The 21043-nt window shown below is 65.2% G+C and carries 21 protein-coding genes; 9 read left to right on the top strand and 12 right to left on the bottom strand.

Annotation, left to right across the window (positions count from 1 at the left end; all coding sequences use genetic code 11):
• Positions 1-2 precede the first annotated feature (2 nt).
• Entirely contained in the window at positions 3-785 is a 783-nt protein-coding gene (locus AC3ANU_RS08995) for an LOG family protein (RefSeq protein ID WP_018768594.1), read from the bottom strand.
• 104 nt (positions 786-889) lie between these two features.
• On the opposite strand from AC3ANU_RS08995, the gene AC3ANU_RS08990 reads away from it, so the two are divergent.
• The 4 genes from AC3ANU_RS08990 (at position 890) to AC3ANU_RS08975 (ending at position 4175) form a co-directional block, all read left to right on the top strand.
• Positions 890-1645, top strand: coding sequence for an amino acid ABC transporter ATP-binding protein (locus AC3ANU_RS08990; protein WP_026265670.1), 756 nt, complete (start codon positions 890-892; stop codon positions 1643-1645).
• 70 nt (positions 1646-1715) lie between these two features.
• On the top strand, positions 1716-2603 hold the full coding sequence (locus tag AC3ANU_RS08985) for a glutamate ABC transporter substrate-binding protein (protein ID WP_018768596.1): 888 nt from the start codon (positions 1716-1718) through the stop codon (positions 2601-2603).
• Between the two features lie 85 nt (positions 2604-2688).
• Positions 2689-3339 (top strand): amino acid ABC transporter permease, encoded by a 651-nt coding sequence (locus tag AC3ANU_RS08980; protein ID WP_018768597.1) that lies wholly within the window; start codon positions 2689-2691, stop codon positions 3337-3339.
• Positions 3336-4175 (top strand): amino acid ABC transporter permease, encoded by an 840-nt coding sequence (locus AC3ANU_RS08975; protein ID WP_018768598.1) that lies wholly within the window; start codon positions 3336-3338, stop codon positions 4173-4175. Before AC3ANU_RS08980 ends, AC3ANU_RS08975 begins: the two co-directional genes overlap by 4 nt.
• Before the next feature lie 73 nt (positions 4176-4248).
• Here the strand turns inward: AC3ANU_RS08975 and dapE are convergent, their stop codons facing one another.
• The gene (dapE, locus tag AC3ANU_RS08970; protein ID WP_018768599.1) at positions 4249-5385 is read right to left on the bottom strand and encodes a succinyl-diaminopimelate desuccinylase; all 1137 of its coding nucleotides are present in this window, start codon (positions 5383-5385) and stop codon (positions 4249-4251) included.
• Between the two features lie 51 nt (positions 5386-5436).
• On the opposite strand from dapE, the gene dapD reads away from it, so the two are divergent.
• Together dapD and AC3ANU_RS08960 are read left to right on the top strand one after the other, a co-directional pair.
• A complete protein-coding gene (gene dapD, locus AC3ANU_RS08965) occupies positions 5437-6459 on the top strand; it encodes a 2,3,4,5-tetrahydropyridine-2,6-dicarboxylate N-succinyltransferase (RefSeq protein ID WP_018768600.1) in 1023 nt (340 codons plus the stop codon).
• Between the two features lie 7 nt (positions 6460-6466).
• The gene (locus AC3ANU_RS08960; protein ID WP_018768601.1) at positions 6467-7324 is read left to right on the top strand and encodes a hypothetical protein; all 858 of its coding nucleotides are present in this window, start codon (positions 6467-6469) and stop codon (positions 7322-7324) included.
• A 30-nt stretch (positions 7325-7354) separates the two neighbouring features.
• Here the strand turns inward: AC3ANU_RS08960 and AC3ANU_RS08955 are convergent, their stop codons facing one another.
• Positions 7355-7966, bottom strand: coding sequence for a hypothetical protein (locus AC3ANU_RS08955; RefSeq protein ID WP_018768602.1), 612 nt, complete (start codon positions 7964-7966; stop codon positions 7355-7357).
• A 114-nt stretch (positions 7967-8080) separates the two neighbouring features.
• On the bottom strand, positions 8081-8689 hold the full coding sequence (locus tag AC3ANU_RS08950) for a TetR/AcrR family transcriptional regulator (RefSeq protein ID WP_134163900.1): 609 nt from the start codon (positions 8687-8689) through the stop codon (positions 8081-8083).
• Positions 8690-8798: 109 nt separating this feature from the next.
• Here AC3ANU_RS08950 and galE point away from each other — a divergent pair, with 109 nt between their 5' ends.
• The gene (galE, locus tag AC3ANU_RS08945; protein ID WP_134163758.1) at positions 8799-9812 is read left to right on the top strand and encodes a UDP-glucose 4-epimerase GalE; all 1014 of its coding nucleotides are present in this window, start codon (positions 8799-8801) and stop codon (positions 9810-9812) included.
• Between the two features lie 76 nt (positions 9813-9888).
• Here the strand turns inward: galE and AC3ANU_RS08940 are convergent, their stop codons facing one another.
• The 3 genes from AC3ANU_RS08940 to fdxA all read right to left on the bottom strand — a co-directional run bounded on the left by AC3ANU_RS08940 (position 9889) and on the right by fdxA (position 12905).
• Positions 9889-11175, bottom strand: a complete 1287-nt coding sequence (locus AC3ANU_RS08940; protein WP_018768605.1) for a citrate synthase — start codon at positions 11173-11175, stop codon at positions 9889-9891.
• A gap of 237 nt (positions 11176-11412) precedes the next feature.
• The gene (gene dapC / locus AC3ANU_RS08935; protein ID WP_134163757.1) at positions 11413-12564 is read right to left on the bottom strand and encodes a succinyldiaminopimelate transaminase; all 1152 of its coding nucleotides are present in this window, start codon (positions 12562-12564) and stop codon (positions 11413-11415) included.
• A 14-nt stretch (positions 12565-12578) separates the two neighbouring features.
• A complete protein-coding gene (fdxA, locus tag AC3ANU_RS08930) occupies positions 12579-12905 on the bottom strand; it encodes a ferredoxin (RefSeq protein ID WP_026265673.1) in 327 nt (108 codons plus the stop codon).
• A gap of 137 nt (positions 12906-13042) precedes the next feature.
• On the opposite strand from fdxA, the gene AC3ANU_RS08925 reads away from it, so the two are divergent.
• Positions 13043-13282, top strand: coding sequence for a putative acetyltransferase (locus AC3ANU_RS08925; RefSeq protein WP_043424755.1), 240 nt, complete (start codon positions 13043-13045; stop codon positions 13280-13282).
• Between the two features lie 49 nt (positions 13283-13331).
• On the opposite strand, the gene AC3ANU_RS08920 is transcribed toward AC3ANU_RS08925, so the two are convergent.
• Positions 13332-14141 carry a hypothetical protein gene (locus tag AC3ANU_RS08920; RefSeq protein WP_155845521.1) on the bottom strand — a complete coding sequence of 270 codons (810 nt, stop codon included), beginning with the start codon at positions 14139-14141 and terminating at the stop codon, positions 13332-13334.
• A gap of 198 nt (positions 14142-14339) precedes the next feature.
• A complete protein-coding gene (gene typA / locus AC3ANU_RS08915; RefSeq protein ID WP_018768610.1) occupies positions 14340-16268 on the bottom strand; it encodes a translational GTPase TypA in 1929 nt (642 codons plus the stop codon).
• 268 nt (positions 16269-16536) lie between these two features.
• On the opposite strand from typA, the gene AC3ANU_RS08910 reads away from it, so the two are divergent.
• Positions 16537-17400, top strand: a complete 864-nt coding sequence (locus AC3ANU_RS08910) for an SGNH/GDSL hydrolase family protein (RefSeq protein ID WP_488315858.1) — start codon at positions 16537-16539, stop codon at positions 17398-17400.
• 58 nt (positions 17401-17458) lie between these two features.
• Here AC3ANU_RS08910 and AC3ANU_RS08905 read toward each other — a convergent pair whose 3' ends face one another.
• From AC3ANU_RS08905 to AC3ANU_RS08895, 3 genes are read right to left on the bottom strand one after another with little or no spacing between them, the layout of a single operon-like run.
• Positions 17459-19165 (bottom strand): dipeptide ABC transporter ATP-binding protein, encoded by a 1707-nt coding sequence (locus tag AC3ANU_RS08905; RefSeq protein ID WP_018768612.1) that lies wholly within the window; start codon positions 19163-19165, stop codon positions 17459-17461.
• 11 nt (positions 19166-19176) lie between these two features.
• A complete protein-coding gene (locus AC3ANU_RS08900) occupies positions 19177-20121 on the bottom strand; it encodes an ABC transporter permease (protein ID WP_018768613.1) in 945 nt (314 codons plus the stop codon).
• On the bottom strand, positions 20111-21040 hold the full coding sequence (locus AC3ANU_RS08895; RefSeq protein WP_018768614.1) for an ABC transporter permease: 930 nt from the start codon (positions 21038-21040) through the stop codon (positions 20111-20113). The genes AC3ANU_RS08900 and AC3ANU_RS08895 overlap by 11 nt, the downstream gene beginning before the upstream one ends.
• Between the last annotated feature and the right edge of the window lie 3 nt (positions 21041-21043).

Raw genomic sequence — 21043 nt, 5'->3', positions numbered from 1 at the left:
AGCTACTCCGGCCGCTGTTCCCCATTCAGGGACGGTGTCACGCCTGCATGCAGGACCCGGTCCACTGCCTCCGCGGGATCGTCCACGAGCTGGATCAGGTCCAGGTCCTTTTCCGAGACCATGCCTTCGGCCACCAGGGTGCCCCTGATCCAGTCGATCATCGGTCCCCAGAATTCGACGCCGAGGAGCACGATGGGAAACGAGGTCACCTTGCGCGTCTGGACCAGGACCATGGCCTCGAACAGCTCATCCAGGGTGCCCAGCCCGCCGGGGAGCACAATGAAGCCCTGCGCGTATTTGACGAACATCGTCTTGCGGGCAAAGAAGTACCGGAAGTTGATGCCCAGGTCCACCCACTGGTTCAGGCCCTGCTCGAACGGCAACTCGATGCCAAGGCCAACCGATACGCCGTTGCCCTCCACCGTCCCCCGGTTGGCCGCCTCCATGGAGCCCGGCCCGCCACCGGTAATTACCGCGACTCCGGCTTCGGCGAGCTTGCGGCCCACCTCCACACCCATCTCGTAGTACTGGCTGCCCGGTTTGGTCCGCGCCGAGCCGAAAACGCTGACCGCTTTTCCAATGTCCGCCAGGGCACCGAAACCTTCGACGAATTCACTCTGGATCCGCAGGACCCGCCACGGATCGGTGTGGACAAACTGGCCCGGACCCTTGGTATCAAGCAGGTGTTGGTCCGACATCTCCACGGCCGCCTGCTTGCGCCGCAGCTCAAGGGGCCCCTTACGGCGGGGCTGGGAATTCTTGGCCGGATCTGCGTTGATACTCATTCCCCTAGGCTAACCTCCCACTCCAGGTATCTCTTGAATCACGATCAGCAGGAACTTGGGGTGATTGGCGTCATAACGCACGGTTCTTCGCTAGATTCGTTCCTATGACTACTCATGTGCCCGGCGATGCCCTCGTCTCCCTGAACGCCGTAAACAAGCATTACGGCCAGCTGCACGTTTTGAAGGACATCAACCTGCAGGTCCGCAAGGGCGAGGTTGTTGTGGTCATCGGACCCTCGGGATCCGGTAAGTCCACCCTCTGCCGGGCCATCAACCGCCTGGAAACCATTGAGGGCGGAACCATCAGCATCGACGGGAAAGTCCTCCCCGAGGAAGGCAAGGAGCTCGCGCAGCTCCGTGCCGACGTCGGAATGGTTTTCCAGTCCTTCAACCTCTTCGCCCACAAGACGATCCTCGAGAACGTGACCCTGGGGCCCATCAAGGTCAAGGGGGTGTCCAAGGCGGCCGCGGAAAAGGACGCCATGGCCCTGCTCGAACGGGTGGGCGTGGGCCACCAGGCGCCCAAGCTGCCGGCCCAGCTCTCCGGCGGCCAGCAGCAGCGTGTGGCGATTGCCCGCGCCCTGGCAATGAAGCCGAAGGTCATGCTGTTCGATGAGCCCACATCCGCACTGGACCCCGAAATGATCAACGAGGTCCTGGACGTCATGGTCCAGTTGGCCAAGGAAGGCATGACCATGATTGTGGTCACGCACGAGATGGGCTTCGCCCGCAAGGCCGCCGACCGCGTGGTGTTCATGGCGGACGGCCAGATCGTCGAGGACGCCACCCCGGAGGAATTCTTCACCAACCCGAAGAGCGACCGCGCCAAGGACTTCCTGTCCAAGCTCCTCACCCACTGAGTTATTCGAACCATCACACGTCAGTTCGCATCCAGGCCGGAAACCCACGGCCACCAATGAAAGGAATGTCATGAAGGCATTTATGTCCAGGCGGAAATCCTTCGTCGTGGCGGCCACCGCTGCCCTCGCCCTGTCCCTCAGCGCCTGTGGCGGCGGAGACTCGGGTGGCTCCAGCAACCCCAGCCCCGTTGAGAAGCCGTCGTTCGCTGCCGGAACCACCATGGCAAAGCTGTCCTCCGCCGGCACCATCAAGATCGGCACCAAGTTCGACCAGCCACTGTTCGGCCAGGTTGGCCTGGACGGCAAGCCCGTCGGTTTCGACGTTGAAATCGGCAAGCTGATCGCCGCCAAGCTGGGCATCGCCGCGGACAAGATCGAATGGTCCGAGACCGTTTCGGCCAACCGCGAGCCCTTCATTGAGCAGGGCAAGGTGGATCTGGTCATTGCCACCTACACCATCAGCGACAAGCGCAAGCAGGTTGTCGACTTCGCCGGCCCGTACTACGAAGCCGGCCAGGCCCTCATGGTGAACAAGGACAACGACTCCATCAAGAAGCCCGAGGACGTCAAGGGCAAGAAGGTCTGCTCCGTGACGGGCTCCACCCCGGCCGCCACCATCGTGGACAAGTACGGCGCGGAACTGGTTCCGGCCGCCACCTACTCCGCCTGCCTGGAGCCGCTTCGCAACAAGCAGGTTGAAGCCGTCACCACGGACAACGTGATCCTCGCCGGTTTCGTTGACAAGGAGCCGGATGCCTTCAAGCTCGCCTCAGAGGAAACCTTCACCAAGGAGCCTTACGGCATCGGCCTGAAGAAGGGTGATACCGAGTTCCGCAACTGGATCAACGACCAGCTGGAATCCTTCGGGAAGGACGGCTCGTACAAGAAGGCGTGGGAAGCCACCGCAGGTTCGGTTATCAAGACCGCGCCCAGCCTCCCGGCCATCAACCGTTACTAAGTAGCGTCCGCCATGCTGCCGGGGCCCCTCAACGGCCCCGGCAGCACAGCCTTCAATCCGTCCACGCTTACAGCCGAAGGATCTTATGGACGTCATCTTTGAAAACCTGCCCCTGTACTGGGAGGGTTTTCTCCGCACTCTTTTCCTTTCCGTCGTCTCCGGTATCTTCGCGTTGATCCTTGGCACTTTGCTGGCCGCGGCACGCGTCTCCCCGGTTGCGGCACTCCGCGGTTTCAGCACCGTCTACGTGGAAGTCCTCCGCAACACCCCGCTGACCATCGCGTTCTTCTTTGCAGCAGTCGTGCTCCCCCGCATCGGAGTCAAGTTCGAACAGTTCGAGATCGCCGCGATCATCGCCCTCAGCACCTACACCGCCGCGTTCATCGCCGAAGCTGTCCGCTCAGGTGTCAACAGCGTGCCTGTCGGCCAGGCCGAGGCAGCGCGCAGCATCGGCATGAAGTTCGGCCAGGTGCTCTCGCTCATCATCCTCCCCCAGGCCCTGCGGACGGTGATCCCGCCGCTGATCAACATCCTGATCGCGCTCGTCAAGAACTCTTCGGTGGCCGGCGCCTTCTTCGTCCTGGAGCTGTTCGGCTACGGCCGCCAGCTGGCCAACGCCAACGGCGACGCCGTCATCACCGTCCTGCTGGGCACTGCGTTCTTCTATCTGCTCCTCACCGTTCCGCTGGGAATCCTCGCCAACACGGTGGAACGAAAGGTGGCGATTGCCCGATGAGCTCGGTTCTCTACGACGTCCCCGGCCCCAAAGCGCGCCGGGTCTCCCTCATTGCCTCCATCATCGGCGGCCTGCTGATTCTCGGCCTGCTGGCCTGGGTGGTCACGATCCTCGCCCAGCAGGGCATCTTCGAGGCGCGCCGCTGGCAAATCTTCACCCGCGGCGACGTGTGGCAGCTGCTCGGTAAAGGGCTGGGGTCCACGCTCTCCGCAGCCGCACTGGCGGCAGTCATCGCGTTCCCGCTGGGCCTGCTGCTGTGCCTGCTCCGCATTTCGGATGCCGCATTCATCCGGATTCCCATGAGGATCATCCTGGAATTCCTCCGCGGCATGCCCGTGGTCCTCATGATGCTCTTCATCCTGCTCGGGTTCGGCACCTCGGCGTTCATTGCCGTCGTGGCCGGCCTGGTGCTGTACAACGCTGCGGTCTTTGCCGAGATCATCCGCGCCGGCATCCAGTCCCTGCCCAAGGGACAACGGGAAGCCGGCCTGGCCATCGGCCTCACCAGCTACAAGTCCCGCATGCTGATCGAGCTGCCGCAGGCGATCCGCCGCATGATGCCGTCCCTCGTGGCGCAGATGGTGGTGCTGCTGAAGGACACCTCGCTGGGCTACATTGTGGCGTACGGCGAGCTGCTGCGCGCGGTGCAGGTCATGGCGGACTTCCTTGGCACGCAGTACCTGTTCCCCATCTTCTTCGTGGCGGCGGCCATTTACATCGCCATCAACATCTCGGTCTCGCGGCTTGCCGTGTGGATCGAGCGCCGCGGCTCCAAGAAGGCAGCCGGGGGCATGGCGAAGGCCGAACCCGATGTTTTGGAAGCTGCGGCTCCGTAGCTTCCAAGAGCCCACAACAGGAAAGGTCCGGAGCTCCCGTGGGGAGTTCCGGACCTTTCCTGTTCGTGGACCGTCAGGCAGCGAGCCAGCTCTCCAGGGCGGCCAGGCACTTGCGGATGGCGTCGGCGTGGACGTGCTCGTCGTCCTTGTGCGCCAGCAGCGCGTCCCCCGGGCCGAAGTTCACCGCCGGGATGCCCAGCTCACTGAAGCGGGCGACGTCGGTCCAGCCGTATTTGGGCTTGGGCTCGGCTCCCACGGCGGCCACGAACGAGGCGGCAGCAGGGTGCTGCAGTCCGGGCCGCGCGCCGGCGGCGGCATCGGTGCGGACCACGTCGAAGCCCGCCAGCAGCTCCCGGACGTGGGCTTCGGCCTGGTCCGGCGTCTTGTCCGGGGCGAACCGATAATTGATCTCGACGACGCAGCGGTCCGGGATGACGTTCCCGGCCGTGCCGCCGTTGATCTTCACCGCGTTGAGGCTTTCCCGGTAATCGAGCCCGTCGACATTGATGATCCGGGGTTCGTAGGCAGCCAGGCGGGCAAGGATCGGTGCCGCGGCGTGGATGGCGTTGCTGCCCATCCAGGCGCGGGCCGAGTGGGCGGCCTCCCCCACCGTGCTTGCCTCGAACCGGCTGGTGCCGTTGCAGCCGCCCTCCACCGTGCCGTCCGTCGGTTCCAGCAGGATGGCGAAGTCCCCCTTCAGCAGGTCGCCGTGGTTGCGGACCAGGCGTCCCAGTCCGCTCTTCACGGCCTCCACTTCCTCGTGGTCATAGAAGACGAAGGTGACGTCCCGCTTGGGCTGCGCGCCGCCGTCGAACAATCCTGCCGCCAGTGCGAGCTGGACCGCCACCCCGCCCTTCATGTCCGTGGCCCCGCGGCCATACAGGACGCCCTCGCCCGGAACACCCGATTCCCAGCTGGAGGGAACGGTGCCCCGGGATCCTTCGGTGAGCGGAAGCGGCACTGTGTCCAGGTGGCCGGCAAGGATCACACGCTCAGCGAGTCCAAGTTCGGTCCGGGCGATGATGGCGTCGCCGTCGCGCACCACGGCCAGCTGGGGAATCCCGAGCAAGGCGGACTCGACGGCGTCCGCGAGCTGCTTTTCATTGCCGGACACGCTGTTGATGTCCATGAGCGCTGCGGTCAGCAGCGCCACGTCCTGGCGGAGGTCAAGGGTGGACACGGAAGAGTCTGGGGCGGTTTCAGCAGTCACGAAGCCAGTCTAGTTCGAACCCCATGCCCCGCCCTCGATAGACTGGGGCACATGACTGAGACCGCTTCCTCTGCCGTGCCCGAAACCCTGACCTCCAACGCTGATGACCGTTCCGCCTACGGTTTTGGCGTAGCCACCATTGCCACCGGCGACGCCACCGTCCTGGACGTCTGGTTCCCCGCGCCGGCACTGGGAGTTGCGGCGGAGAACCTCCGCACGGTGGACAACGCGGATGAAACCCTGGTGCAGATCGCCGAGAACGGCACTGACGAGGACCGCGGCACCGAGCAGAAGGTGGTCTTTGTCCAGATCAACCTCGATGAAGCCCCGGCGGACACCGCGGACGCCTACCTCCGCCTCCACCTCCTCTCGCACCGCCTGGTCCAGCCCAACACCATCAACCTGGACGGCATCTTCGGCAAGCTGCCCAACGTGGTGTGGACCAACTTCGGCCCGGCCGCCGTCGAGGGCTTTGAACTGACACGCGCAAGGCTTCGCCGCCGGGGCGCCGTCACCGTCTACGGCGTGGACAAGTTCCCGCGCATGGTGGACTACGTGGTCCCCTCCGGCGTCAGGATTGCCGACGCCGACCGGGTCCGCCTGGGCGCGCACCTCGCCGCCGGCACCACAGTCATGCACGAGGGCTTCGTCAACTTCAACGCCGGCACCCTGGGCACCTCCATGGTGGAAGGCCGTATCTCCGCAGGTGTCGTGGCCGGCGACGGCAGCGATGTTGGCGGCGGCGCCTCCATCATGGGCACCCTGTCCGGCGGCGGCAAGGAAAAGATCACCATCGGTGAGCGCGTCCTGCTCGGTGCGAACTCCGGCGTGGGCATCAGCATCGGGGATGATTCCGTGGTGGAAGCCGGGCTTTACGTCACGGCAGGCACCCGGGTCCGCGTTCCGGGCCCCAAGGACGAGGTGGGCGATGACACCACCAAGATCGTCAAGGCCGCCGAACTCTCCGGCGTGCCCAACCTGCTGTTCCGCCGCAACTCCACCACGGGGGCGGTGGAGGCCCTGCCCCGCAAGGGCCAGACCGTTGAACTGAACGACGCCCTGCACGCCAACTGATCCCTTCGTGGCACGCAGACGCGGCCTGCGCCGCCTGGCGGTGCTGCTGCTCACCCTCGCACTGGCAGCGGGCGGAATTTACACAGCAGTGTTCTTCGTGCAGCGTTCCGAAACCCTCGTTTCGGAGCGCTGCACCGCTGCGGCCGGCAACCGGACCGGTGAACTTGCGCCGGACCAGGCGGCCAACGCCGCGCTGATTACGGCGGCGGCCGTCAGGCGGGGACTGCCGGCGCGCGCCGCCACCATTGCCATCGCCACTGCCATGCAGGAGTCGAAGCTGCGCAACATCGGGCACGGCGACCAGGCCGGTCCGGACTCGCGGGGGCTTTTCCAGCAGCGTCCGTCCCAGGGTTGGGGCACGGAGGCCGAGATCATGGACCCCTACTATGCCGTTAATGCCTTCTATGACGCGCTGGTGAAAATTCCGGGCTACGAGGCGCTCGACATCACCGATGCAGCTCAGCGGGTCCAGAAGTCGGCCTACCCCAAGGCATATGCCCAGCACGAGGACATGGGCCGGGCCTTTGCCTCCGGACTCACCGGACAGACGCCGGCCGGAGTGCAGTGCACGCTCCGCTCCCCGGCGGCCGGCGGGACAACAGCATCGGTGGCCACCGACCTGGACCAGGCCTACGGCGGCGTGGACTCACAGGTTGACGGCGCCACCCTGGTGGTGGACGCCGACGGCGCGCTGGCATGGTCGGTTGCCCAGTGGGCGGTTGCCAACGCCAAGGACCTGGCCGTCACCCAGGTGGAGGTGGCAGGCCGGACCTGGCACCGTCCCGATGGGGACGGATGGCAGGCTTCAGGGGCCCCGGAGGGACAGGTGCGCATCACCGTACGTCAGGACGACGGCGGCAGCTGAAGGGCCGCCGTCGTCCTGCCTTAAGGGCGGCTAGACCAGGATTTCCAGCACCGGCTGGACGTAGCTGCGGAGGAGGTCCGGCTGCCCCATCAAATCCTGGCTCATGATGATCTTGTCGGGCTCCAGGTACCAGGCCCGCTGCTCGTCCAGCGGCAGCTCGATGATGGTCAGCTTGAAGTCCCGCGAGTCCCGCCCCACTTCCATCAGCCTGTCGTCCACCATGTCCTCAAGCAGCTGGTCCGTTCCGGAGGCCACCCGTTCGGCCTCGAGCTCGGCGTATTCGCTCCTGCGCTCCCTGGCCCAAGTGAGGGCGGAGCCGAAATGGGCCTGCAGGACCCGCTGCAGGGCCGGAGAGTTGCCGAACGCGTCAAAACTGGGCGGGGAGAGTTCCGGCGATGTGTGCGGATGGGCCTTCAGCAGCTGCTCCCACCAGGCCTCCCACTCGGTCTTCAGCGCGCTGATGCCACCAACGTCGGCCGTCAGGTGGGAGTGGTCAGCCGAACGGACCTTCGGCGACGCATGGGACAGCATCGGTTGTCCCACTCCGTTCAAGCCGGCCGCATCCCGGACGTACAGTGCGATCATCATTGGCCCGGACGTGTCGGTGGTGATCTGCCACCCTGAACCGCTTGCGTGATGCATCCAAAGTCCTTCCCTGGCCTTCCCATGCCGGGCGGCATGACCCGCTCTGCAGTACCCGGCTATCAGTCTATTCCCGCAGCCAGTTCCCGGTAGTGCAGGATTGGACCCGGGCGCCTACCGTGCCAGTCCGTCCAGGTGCCGCTCAAGCACGTCGCGGCACATCTGCGCTGTCATCCAGCCCGGTTGCAGCAGGGCATGCATGCACAGGCCGTCCAGGGTGGCCAGAAGGCGTTCCGCCTCCACCACCAGGTTCTCCTGCGGTTCATCTTCGGGGAGCAGGGATGCAACCACTACGCCCACGATGGCGGCCACCTCGCGGTGGCTGCGGTCGGCCTCGGCGGCAAGGAACGGCCTGATCCGCGCCGCGTTCTTGAAGGCAAGCCAGGCGCAGGCCTCCACAGCTGATTCCTCATCCAGCGGAAGCATGCCGCCCAGGAGGGTCAGAACCGCCTGCCGCTGTTCAGGGCTGGCCTGGGCAGCCTCCTGCACGCCCGGCAGCAGTGCCTCCAGCCTGCCGACCACCCGGTCCACCACGGTGCCGAACGAGAAGGCCAGCAGTTCATCACTGCCAGCGAAGTAGTGCCGGACGGAACCGACTGCCAGGCCGGCCTCGTCCGCCACTTCGCGCAGCGAGGCACGTTCCAGCCCATCCACGGCGATGATACGCAGAACCGCTTGGACAACATCCTGACGCCGGGCATCCGCGTCTACTATTTTGGGCACCATTCTTATTAGCACACTTGTGCTTCCACTGCCGCCTCCACCGTCAGGTCGACGCCCGCCATCCGGGACGCAGGGGCGGGGACCGCTTCCCGTGGGATAGCGTTGAGGCATGAAAATCTTGGTCACAGGGGGTACCGGCTACATCGGTTCCCACACTGTTCTTTCCCTGCAGGAAGCCGGCCACGACGTGGCCGTCATCGACAACCTGGTCAACTCCAGCGAGGAGTCACTGCGCCGCGTGGCTGAGCTCAGCGGCAAGACCGCGGAGTTCCACAACGTCGACCTGGTGGACGAGGCCGCCGTCGACAAGGTCTTCGCCGGCGCCGGCATTGACGCCGTCATCCACTTCGCCGGGCTCAAGGCCGTGGGCGAATCAGTGCAGCAGCCGCTCAAGTACTACTACAACAACCTGGTGGGCACGCTCAACCTCATCCGCGTCATGGACCGGCACGACGTCCGCTCCATTGTCTTCAGCTCGTCCGCCACCGTCTACGGCGAACACAACCCCATCCCCTATGTGGAAAAGATGGAAATCGGCGCCAACAACCCCTACGGGCGCACCAAGGAACAGATCGAGGACATCCTCTCCGATCTTGGCGCAGCCGACTCCCGCTGGCACATAGCACTGCTGCGCTACTTCAACCCGGTGGGCGCGCACCCCTCAGGACGCATCGGCGAAGATCCCCAGGGCATCCCCAACAACCTGGTTCCCTTCATCGCCCAGGTGGCGGTGGGCCGCCGCGAGAAGCTCATGGTCTTCGGCGGCGACTACGACACCCCGGACGGCACCTGCCTGCGCGACTACATCCACGTGGTGGACCTGGCGGAAGGGCACGTCGCGGCACTGGACCACATTGCCGGCCGGACGGGCGTCTTCCGCTGGAACCTCGGCTCCGGCAAGGGCTCCTCCGTTCTGGAGGTCCTGCGCTCCTTCGAGAAGGCTGTGGGCAAGCCCATCCCCTACGAAATCACCAGCCGCCGGGCAGGGGACCTGCCCGCCTTCTGGGCCGACGCCACGTCCGCCCTGGCGGACCTGAGCTGGTCCACCACCAAGACGGTGGACCAGATGTGCGAGGACCACTGGCGCTGGCAGAAAAACAACCCCCAGGGCTACGCCTCGTAGTCCCCTTGAATGTGGCACAACGCGAAGCGGCCGCCCACCTTGGAAAGGTGGGCGGCCGCCGTCGTTATGGCCGGTTTCAGCGGACCGGGTAGTCCCGCTCCGGCTCGCCGATGTACAGCTGGCGCGGACGGCCGATCTTGGTGTTGGGATCGCTGATCATTTCACGCCACTGGGCAATCCAGCCGGGCAGGCGGCCGATGGCGAACAGGACGGTGAACATCTTCTCGGGGAAGCCCATGGCCTTGTAGATCAGGCCAGTGTAGAAGTCCACGTTCGGGTAGAGCTTGCGCTGGATGAAGTAGTCGTCGCTAAGCGCTTTCTCTTCCAGCCGCATGGCGATGTCCAGCAGTTCGTCGTTGCCGCCGAGCTTGCTGAGGATCTCGTGCGCCGTGGCCTTGACGATCTTGGCGCGCGGATCGTAGTTCTTGTACACGCGGTGCCCGAAGCCCATGAGGCGGACGCCGTCTTCCTTGTTCTTGACCTTCTCCATGTAGTCCTCGGGCTTGAGGCCCTCGGCCTGGATCTGGCGGAGCATCTTGAGCACGGCCTCGTTGGCACCGCCGTGGGCCGGGCCGAAGAGGGCGTTGATACCCGCCGAAACGGACGCGAAGAGGTTGGCGTTGGAGGAGCCCACCAGGCGCACGGTGGAAGTGGAACAGTTCTGCTCGTGGTCAGCGTGGAGGATGAGGAGCAGGTCCAGGGCCTTGACGATGACCGGGTCCAGCTCATACTGCTCGGCGGGCAGGCCGAAGCTGAGGCGCAGGAAGTTCTCCACCAGGTTCATCGAGTTGTCCGGGTACAGCATGGGCTGGCCGATGGACTTCTTGTGGGCATAGGCGGCGATGACCGGCAGCTTGGCCATGAGCCGGATGGTGGAGACCTCCACCTGTTCGGCGTTGAACGGGTCCAGCGAGTCCTGGTAGAACGTGGACAGCGCGGACACCGCCGAGGACAGCACCGGCATGGGGTGCGCGTCGCGGGGGAAGCCGCCAAAGAAGCCCTTGAGCTCCTCGTGCAGCAGGGTGTGGCGGCGGATCTTCTGGTCGAACTCGTCCAGCTCGGTGGGCGTGGGCAGGTTGCCGTAGATCAGCAGGTAGGACACCTCAAGGAAGCTGGAGTGCTGCGCCAGCTGCTCGATGGGGTATCCGCGGTAGCGCAGGATGCCCGCATCGCCATCGATGTAGGTGATTGCCGAGGTGGTTGCTGCGGTGTTCATGAAGCCGGGGTCGAAGGTCACGGCACCGGTCTGCTTCAGCAGCTTGGAGACGTCGTAACCCTCGTTCCCTTCAACAACCTGGATGCGCGGGAGCTTCAGCTCGCCACCTGCGTGGAGCAGGGTCGCAGCATTGTTGGTCTCAGTCATGGAGTCCCCTTCATGAGGCTTCTGGGCCTCTGTCGAAAGCTTGATCCAACATCAGGTGAGCCGCGCACGAAGCCTGAGGAGACAGGTTCCAACACCCGGGCTGCCTTCTTGTAGAAAGCCACCATTGATAGTCACTTAAAAAGTACCGCCCCTTGGCGGGTGTCACTAATCCGCAGCCGTCAAATGCACCCTAAAACGCGCCGGATGTGGGGCGAGTCACACGATTATTACGTACCCTTAGGAGCCTGATCCGGCCAGGCGTGCCACGGCCGCATCGATCCGCTCGTCGGATCCGGTGAGGGCAACGCGGACATAGCCGTTGCCGGCGTCCCCGTAGAAGACGCCGGGTCCCACCACAATGCCGCGGTCAGCCAGGCGGGCCACCGTGTCCCACGTGTCCTCCCCCGCCGTCGACCAAAGGTACAGGCCGGCGTCGGAATCCTTGATCTCCAGGCCGAAGTCCAGCAGGGCGGGCACCAGCCGCTCCCGCCGGCCCCTGTACAGGTCCTTTTGGGCCTCGACGTGGGAGTCGTCCCCCAGGGCCACGCGCATGGCCTCCTGGACCGGGTAAGGGACAATCATGCCCGCGTGCTTGCGGCTGTTGACCAGGTTGGGCATCAGGTCCGGATCACCGGCCACGAATGCCGCGCGGTAGCCGGCGAGGTTGGACTGCTTGCTCAGCGAGTACACGGCAAGCAGGCCCTGGTGGGAGCCGCCCGCCACCTGCGGGTCCAGGATGCTGGGAACGCGCCGGCCGCCGCGCTGGACGTCCCAGTCCCCCCATCCGAGTTCGGCATAGCATTCGTCCGAGGCCACCACGGCACCCAGCTCACGCGCCTGTTCCACAAGCGCCTTAAGGGATTCGATGCCCCGGACGCTTCCCGTGGGGTTCCCGGGGGAATTGACCCAGATGAGGCGGACGCGCGAGCGGGTGGCGTCATCGAGTTCGTCCAGGTTGTCCGTTGCCACGGAGGTGACGCCTGCGAGGGTGGCGCCGATATCGTACGTCGGGTAGGCCACCTTGGGGCGTACGACGACGTCCCCCGGCTTGAGGCCCAGCAGCAGCGGAAGCCACGCAACGAGTTCCTTGGACCCCACCGTGGGCATGATGTTCCGGGGATCAAGGCCGGACACGCCGCGCCGGCGCTCGAACCAGCCCGCAATGGCTTCCCGGAGCGCCGGGGTGCCGTGCACCGTGGGATATCCCGGAGCATTCGCGGCCGCCTTCAGTGCATCCTGTATCAGCTGCGGCGTGGGATCGACAGGTGTCCCGATCGACAGGTTCACGGCTCCGCCGGGATGCTCCGAAGCCTTCGCCAGGTACGGCGCCATGGCCTCCCACGGGTAGTCGGGCAGATCCAGGCCAAACGAATTCGTTGCTGCGGTCACGGCTTGCGTCCGCGTCAGTGGTCTTGGTTCTGCGGCGGCAGGGCGGCGATCATGGGGTGGTCCTTGCCCGTGTTGCCGACCTTGGCCGCGCCACCCGGGGACCCGAGGTCATCGAAGAACTCAACATTGGCCTTGTAGTAGTCGGCCCATTCCTCGGGGGTGTCATCCTCGTAGTAGATGGCCTCCACCGGGCACACCGGTTCACAGGCGCCGCAGTCAACGCATTCGTCCGGATGGATGTACAGCGAACGCTCGCCCTCATAGATGCAGTCGACCGGGCATTCCTCAATACATGCCTTGTCCTTAACATCCACACACGGCTGCGCGATTACGTACGTCACGTCCCTGGCCTCTCCACGTTGGGTTCCGGCTTCCCGCCGGCTCTTGCATCCGGCAGCACGGCCGGACTGTTGACATCTGAGCCTATTATCCCCCAGCCCGTTCCCGCGAACCTAGCCGGCGCACCTAGTATGAACTGGTGAGTCAGCCACTACCCGCACCCGCCCGCTTCCTTGCCTCGGCTGCGCCCGGCATCCGCGTGGTGGTGCGTTACCGGATCGAAGGAGGCCTCACGGACGCCCTGGGTCACCTGCTGGCGTGCGACGCCGGTTCCTGTACCGTCCGCACCCGGCAGGCCGACGTCGTTATTCCCCTTGGGCAGGTGGTGGCCGCCAAGGAGGTCCCGCCTGCTCCCCCGCGCCGCCCGGCCGTGCGCTGACTGCCGCTCCCGGTGCGCCCGGACTGCTCCTGCGCGCTGATCCCGGGCTTCATCGCGCCGTCCCGTACATGGCAAGTGCCTTACGGACGATTCCAACGAACTCCGCGGGGTCGCGGACCAGCATCTCGAACGTCACCCGGAGAGTTGGGACACCCCTGATGACGGTGACATTCCAACGCCGTCTGTCTTCCCGATAGGCCTCCCGGCTGCTGTGATGGGCATAGCCGTCCGCCTCAATGCCCAGCAGCCCATCAACAAGGAGATCCAGGTGGCCCATGCCAGGAATGTGCACCTGCAACTCGACTGTAAGCCCCGCTTCTTCAAGCAGATACCGGGCGATGGTTTCGATGATGGAGCCGGACTGGGGTCGGATTCTGCCAACCAGGTTCAGCAGGGCCTTTTCACGGGCGGCCGGAAACCGCGCCCGCAGCTCCGCGAGTTGGATTTGGCCTTTCTTGACGGCGGACTCCGCGATAGTCAGTCCCTCAAGAGGGGGCAGACAGCGGAGAGACTGGCAGACGACGTCCAGAGGAGTCAACGGAAGGTCGCTGCGGTGCACCACACAGCCGGCTATTGGCCTGCCATGGCGAGCGGCAAGATGCGGCCTATCCGGAACCTTGATCACCCATAACCCGGAAGCCACTGCGGCCGTGACGCAACCAGGTGCGGCGTGATGGCGCGCCGCATGGACAAGCACGGGGTCAGCATCCGGAAGGGCGAATACGCCGCGGGCGATCCTTTGGACGCAGCCGTCTGATAGTCCGGCTTCCAGGCATCGGCGGGAGACGCCGGCCAGTAACAGTGTTCGGGTGCCCGCAACGCCGCCCAAGGCAGCCAGCGCTTCAGAAATAGTTCGCATGGATGAAGCCTGCGCCTCGCGGCGAGCGTCCGCAGGTGGTGGAAACGGCTATGTGGAGAACGGACCCTGGCGCCGAAGTAGGCGCCCAGTGCGCCCACGCCGTCCCTGCGCATCGAGGCCGGGGTTGGCAGCGCCGCCTGGCTTAACGCAGAATGCCACCGGTGCAATACCGGTGGCATTCTTTGCGTTTAGGCGTTGCTATGCCTTGGCGCGGGCGCGGTTGGCCTTGGCGCGCTCGTTGGTGTCCAGGATGACCTTGCGGATGCGGATGGCTTCCGGGGTCACCTCGACGCACTCGTCCTCGCGGGCGAATTCCAGCGATTCCTCGAGGGTGAGCTCGCGCGGCGGGGTCAGGTTCTCGAAGGTGTCGGAGGAAGCGGCACGCATGTTGGTGAGCTTCTTTTCCTTGGTGATGTTGACGTCCATGTCGTCGGCGCGGGAGTTCTCGCCCACGATCATGCCCTCGTACACCTCGGAGGTGGGCTTCACGAAGAAGGAGCCGCGTTCCTGCAGGTTGATCATGGCGAACGGGGTCACAACACCGGCACGGTCAGCAACCATGGAGCCGTTGGTGCGGTACTCGATGGGGCCGGCCCAGGGCTCGTAGCCTTCGGAGATGGACGCTGCGATGCCGGCGCCGCGGGTGTCGGTGAGGAACCGGGTGCGGAAGCCGATCAGGCCGCGGGCGGGAACGATGAACTCCATGCGGCACCAGCCGGTGCCGTGGTTGGCCATGTTGGTCATCCGGCCCTTGCGGGCAGCCATCAGCTGCGTGACGGCGCCCAGGTATTCCTCGGGCACGTCGATGGTCATGTGCTCCATCGGCTCGTGGATCTTGCCGTCAACGGTCTTGGTGACAACCTGCGGCTTGCCAACGGTCAGTTCGAAGCCTTCACGGCGCATCTGCTCAACCAGGATGGCCAGCGCCAGCTCGCCACGGCCCTGGACTTCCCAGGCATCCGGACGCTCGGTGGGGAGCACCTTGATGGAGACGTTACCGATCAGTTCCTTGTCCAGGCGGTCCTTGACCTGGCGGGCGGTGACCTTGGCGCCCTTGACCTTGCCGGCCAGCGGCGAGGTGTTGATACCGATTGTCATGGAGATCGCGGGATCGTCCACGGTGATCAGCGGCAGCGGCTGCGGGTTCTCGGCGTCGGTCAGGGTCTCACCGATGGTGATTTCCTCGATGCCGGCGACGGCGACGATTTCGCCCGGTCCGGCGGATTCCGCCGGAACGCGGTCCAGCGCCTTGGTGGCCAGGAGTTCGGTGATCTTGACGTTCTTGAGTTCACCGTTGGCGCGGGCCCAGGCAACTGTCTGGCCCTTGCGCAGGGTGCCGTTGTAGATGCGCAGCAGCGCAAGGCGGCCCAGGAACGGGGAAGCGTCCAGGTTGGTGACGTGCGCCTGCAGGACACCTTCGGGGTTGTAGGTGGGAGCCGGGATGTGTTCGATGATGGTCTTGAACAGCGGCTCAAGGTCCTCGTTGTCCGGGGCGGCACCGTTGGCGGGCTGCTCCAGCGATGCGCGGCCAACCTTGGCGGCGGCGTAGACAACGGGAACTTCCAGGACCTTGTCCAGGTCCAGGTCCGGCACCTCGTCGGCAAGGTCGGAGGCCAGGCCCAGGAGCAGGTCCATGGACTCGTGGACCACTTCGTCGATGCGGGCATCGGGGCGGTCGGTCTTGTTGACCAGCAGGATCACGGGAAGGTGCGCGGCAAGGGCCTTGCGCAGCACGAAGCGGGTCTGGGGCAGCGGGCCCTCAGAGGCGTCAACGAGGAGGACGACGCCGTCCACCATGGACAGGCCGCGCTCCACCTCGCCGCCGAAGTCGGCGTGGCCGGGGGTGTCGATGACGTTAATGGTGATGGTCTCGCCATTGGAAGACGGACCGTTGTAGGCCACCGTAGTGTTCTTGGCCAGGATGGTGATGCCCTTTTCGCGCTCCAGGTCACCGGAGTCCATCACCCGGTCCTCGAGGTGGTTGTGCTCGGCAAAGGAGTTGGTCTGCTTGAGCATGGCGTCGACCAGGGTGGTCTTGCCGTGGTCAACGTGGGCCACAATCGCGACGTTGCGCAGGTCACTGCGCGATGCAGTGGCTACCGCGGTGTTGGTGGTGGTTTCAGACATGCGTAATGGCTCGATTCAGTGGAGTCAGCTGTTGTATCGCGACATTTCCAACTGGAACGCACGACGGACAAGGCCCTTGGCACAGGGCGCCTTCCTCTATTCTAGCCGCCCAGCCATTTGTTGGCCTAAATTCCGGCAGATTTGCCGGCACCGGGAATGCCGCGATCAGGCCCAACCGATCCGGCATGTGACTAAGTTCACTCCCACTTCCGCGTACGTGGCATGATGACTGTGACACAGCCCACTTCCGAGACCGCCGGAGCCAACGATGCCCCCAGCCAAGGCCAGCACACCGCGGGGTGCCGCCCGGGCTGCCGCCGCCGCTGTGTCCGGCCTGGTCGCAGTATCGGCAGTGCTCGGACTCGCCGGCTGTGCACTGTCCGGGGACTCTCCCCAGGGCGGCCTGGCACGGGCGGCAGCCGGGCAACCGGCGGACGGACAGGCGGCCGCGGGGCAAGCCGGCGGCGCAGGAGCGAAACCGGCCGTGGTGGCCACGTCCCGGATCCGCAATCCCGGAAACGGACGGCTCGAGGCGGTGGTTCCGGACATCAGCAGGACCGTGCTGCTGATTGGCGATTCACAGTCGGAACCCGCGGATGGCTGGCCGCGCCTGGGCCTCGCCGCTGCCGGCTACAACGTCTACTTCTGCGGCCGCGGCGGCACAGGCTTCGTGGCGGCGAACGGCACCACGGGCAATTACATCGATGCCCTGCAGCGCGGAGACTGGCTGCTTCCCGCCGGAACGCCGGCACTGATCGTGATTGAGGGTGGCGGGAACGACGCCGCCGGGGGCGCCGGCAACGCGCAGATCGCGGGAAACGCCCAGCGGTTGCTTGCCGAACTGCGGACCCGCTATCCCGGCACGAGGATTGCCATGATAGGCACCCTGGCGCGGGGAGCAAACGACGGCGGTGGGCGCCGCAGCGAGGTGGACGCTCTGCTGGGTGCCGTGGCAGCAGCCAACGGACTTCCCTTTGTTTCCGTGGGCGACTGGCTCACCCGGTACGGACTGGCGAAAGACCTGGCGGATGCCGTCCACATGAACGCCGAAGGCCGTGTGGCGCTCGGTGGGATTCTTGAGCACAGGCTGCGCGAACTGGGACTGGACCGGAAACCGGCAGTGGAGCAGTGAAACAGCTTGAGCCGGGACCCGAAGATCCCGGCTCAAGCCGTTCAGCGAAAACGTTCCGCTACGCCACCTCAGGAGGAAGCATCAGCTTCGCACCGGGGATGGCGTTCAGCAGCGCTTTGGTGTAGTCCTGCTTAGGCGCTTCGAAGACGTCGTCCGTGGACCCGGTTTCCACCAGGCGGCCCTTCTCCATCACGCACACGTGGTCTGCGATCTGCCGGACGACGGCAAGGTCATGCGTGATGAACAGGTAGGTCAGTCCAAGGTTGGCCTGCAGGTCGGCAAGCAGGTTGAGCACCTGGGCCTGCACCAGCACGTCCAGCGCAGAGACAGCCTCGTCACAGATGATGACTTCGGGGTCCAGCGCCAGCGCCCTGGCAATGGCAACGCGTTGCCGCTGCCCGCCTGACAGCTCGTTCGGATACCGCTGCATGGCGGACTGGGGCAGCGCCACCTGGTCCAGCAGCGTCCGGACTTTCTTTTCCCGGCTGGCCTGGTCGCCGATCTTGTGGACCCGCAGCGGTTCCTCGATGGTGCGGTAGATGTTGTACATCGGATCGAGCGAACCGTACGGGTCCTGGAAGATCGGCTGGACCCGCCTGCGGAACTTGAACAGTTCGGCAGGCTTCAGGGCGGAGGTGTCGACGCCGTCGAACAGGATCCTGCCGTCCGTCGGCTTCTCAAGCTGGAGCACCATCTTGGCCACTGTGGACTTGCCGGAGCCCGACTCCCCCACGATCGCCGTCGTGGTGCCACGCCGGACGTCGAAGCTCACGCCGTCGACGGCGGCGAAGTCCGTGGTCTTGCCCAGCCCCTGGCGGAGCTTGTACACCTTCCGCAGGTCCTGGATCTGCAGGAAGGTATCGGACTTCACCGTTTCAGCGGCGGGCGCAAGGAGGTCCGCCGTCTCCACGCCCTGCTCCTTGGCCACCTGGATACGGCGGCTGGCAAGCGACGGAGCGGACTCCACGAGCCGCTTGGTGTAGGGGTGCTGCGGGTTGCGGAGAAGTTCCAGCGACGGTCCCGCTTCAACGACGCGGCCCTGGTACATGACCACGACCTTGTCCGCGCGCTCGGCTGCCAGGCCCAGGTCGTGGGTGATCAGCAGGACCGAGGTGCCCAGCTCGTTGGTCATGGTTTCCAGGTGGTCCAGGATCTGCCGCTGGACGGTGACGTCGAGGGCCGACGTCGGTTCGTCCGCGATCAGCAGGCGCGGCTGGCAGGACAGGCCAATCGCGATCAGCGCGCGCTGGCGCATGCCGCCCGAGAACTCGTGCGGGTACTGGTTGGCCCGCCGCTTGGCATCCGGCAGGCCTGCCTGGGAGAGCACCTTGGCGATGTCGTCCGGCCCGCTGGGACGGCCGTTCGCCTTCAGAGTTTCCCTCACCTGGTAACCGATCTTCCACACGGGGTTCAGGTTGGACATGGGGTCCTGCGGGACCATGCCGATGGTGTTGCCGCGCAGTTCGATCATGCGCTGCTCGCTGGCGTGGGCAATGTCCTCGCCGTCGAGCAGGATCTGGCCGCCGGAGACCCTGCCGTTGTTGGGCAGGAGCCCGATGGCCGCCAAGGCAGTGGTGGACTTTCCGGAGCCGGATTCCCCCACGATTGCCACGGTTTCGCCCGGCATGATGGTCAGGTGGGCGTCCCGGACAGCCTGGACTTCACCGCCGCCGGTCTTGAAGGTGATGGCCAGGTCACGGATTTCGAGCAGCGGCCTGACGCCGGTAGTGCCGGCCTCATCAATGCGGACGTCTGGAGTTGTCATCTCTTTATCTCTCATCGCTGACGGCTCTTCGGGTCAAGGGCGTCACGCACGGCGTCGCCCAGCATGATGAAGCTCAACACCGTAAGGGAGAGCGCGGCGGCCGGGTAGAGCATGATTTCCGGCCGGGTCCTGATTGATGCCTGGGCACCTGCAATGTCATTGCCCCAGGACATGATGCTTTGCGGGAGGCCGATGCCCAGGAAGGACAGGGTGGCTTCCGCAACGATGAACACGCCAAGTTCCAGCGTTGCCAGGACAATGATCGGGGCCAGGGCGTTCGGCAGGACGTGGCGGATCAGTGCGCCGAACTTGGAGACACCCAGCGCCCGTGCAGCGGTGACGAAGTCCGCATTGCGCACCTCGATGACAGCGCCCCGGGTGATGCGGGCCATTTGCGGCCACGCCAGGAGCGAGATAACGAATACCACGGTCCATACGCTCTTGTTCTCGCGGAACAGCGGGAGCTGCGTGATCACCAGTGCGCCCAGCACCAGCGGCAGTGCGAAGAAGATGTCGCCCAGGCGGGCCAGCACGGCATCGATCCAGCCGCCGTAGTATCCGGCGAGGGCGCCGAGGGTCACACCGATGACCAGGACGCAGAGTACCGAGAGCAGGCCCACGGAAAGTGAGGCCTGCGTGCCGTGGATGACCCTGGAATAGACGTCGCAGCCCTGGAAGGTGAAGCCGAACGGGTGCCCGGCGGTGGGGCCTGCCTCGGAGTTGGCAAGCTCACAGCCCTCGTTGGGCGGGGTTGACGTGAAGAGGCCCGGGAACAGCGCAATCACGATCAGGGCAAGGATCAGCAGTGCCGAGATGATGAACAACGGACGACGGCGGAGCTTGCGCCAGGCGTCAGCCCACAGGCTGAGCGGGGCCTGGTCGGTCTTGACGGCGTCCGTTGCCTGCAGAGGTGTCTCGTCGATGGGTGCCACAAAGTGGCTGTTATTACTGGTCATAGCGGATCCTCGGGTCAAGCCAGGCGTACAGGAGATCGACAAGCAGGTTGGCCACCACGAACACCAGCACCAGCACGCTGACGATGGAGACGATGGTGGGACCTTCACTGCGCAGGACGGCCTGGTAAAGCTTGTTGCCCACGCCGGGGACATTGAAGATGCCCTCGGTCACGATGGCACCGCCCATCAGGCCGCCAAGGTTGGCACCCAGGTAGGTCACCACCGGGATCAGCGAGTTGCGCAGGATGTGCGCCAGGACCACCCGGGGCCGGGACAGACCCTTGGCGGTTGCCGTCCGGACGTAGTCGGCGTTCATGTTTTCGCTCACCGATGCCCGGGTCAGGCGGAGGACGTACGCAAAGGAGACGAGTCCCAGGACCACTGCCGGCAGCAGCAGGGTGACCCAGTTGGCATTGGCGCCCACGGTGGGTTTGGCCCACCCCAGCTGGACACCAAAGACGAGCTGGAAGACGAAGCCCAACACGAAGGTGGGGACGGCGATGACCACCAGCGATGCCACGAGCACCGTGGAGTCGAACCAGCCGCCGCGGCGCAGGCCCGCGAAAACGCCGAACGCGACCCCGAAGATGGCCTGGATGGCCAGCGCCTCGATGGCGAGCATCGCCGTCACCGGGAAGACCCGCGCCAGGCTTGCCGCAATCGGCTGGCCGGTGAAGTCATTGCCCAGGTTGAAGGTGAAGAGGTTCTTGAGGAACAGGCCGTACTGGACCCAGAAGGGCTGGTCGAGGTTGTACTGGCTGCGCAGGGTGTCGATGACCGCCTGCGGGGGCTGGCGGTCGCCGAACAAGGCCGCAATGGGATCACCGGGCAGGGCGAACACCATGTAGTAGACCAAGAGGGTTGTGCCGAGGAAAACAGGGATCACCTGGAGGAGTCGGCGCAGAATGAACCGGAGCACAGT

The sequence above is a fragment of the Arthrobacter sp. SDR-2R genome (genome assembly GCF_057747955.1).
Note: the sequence above shows the minus strand (reverse complement) of the source record. Positions and strands in the feature narration are given on the sequence as shown.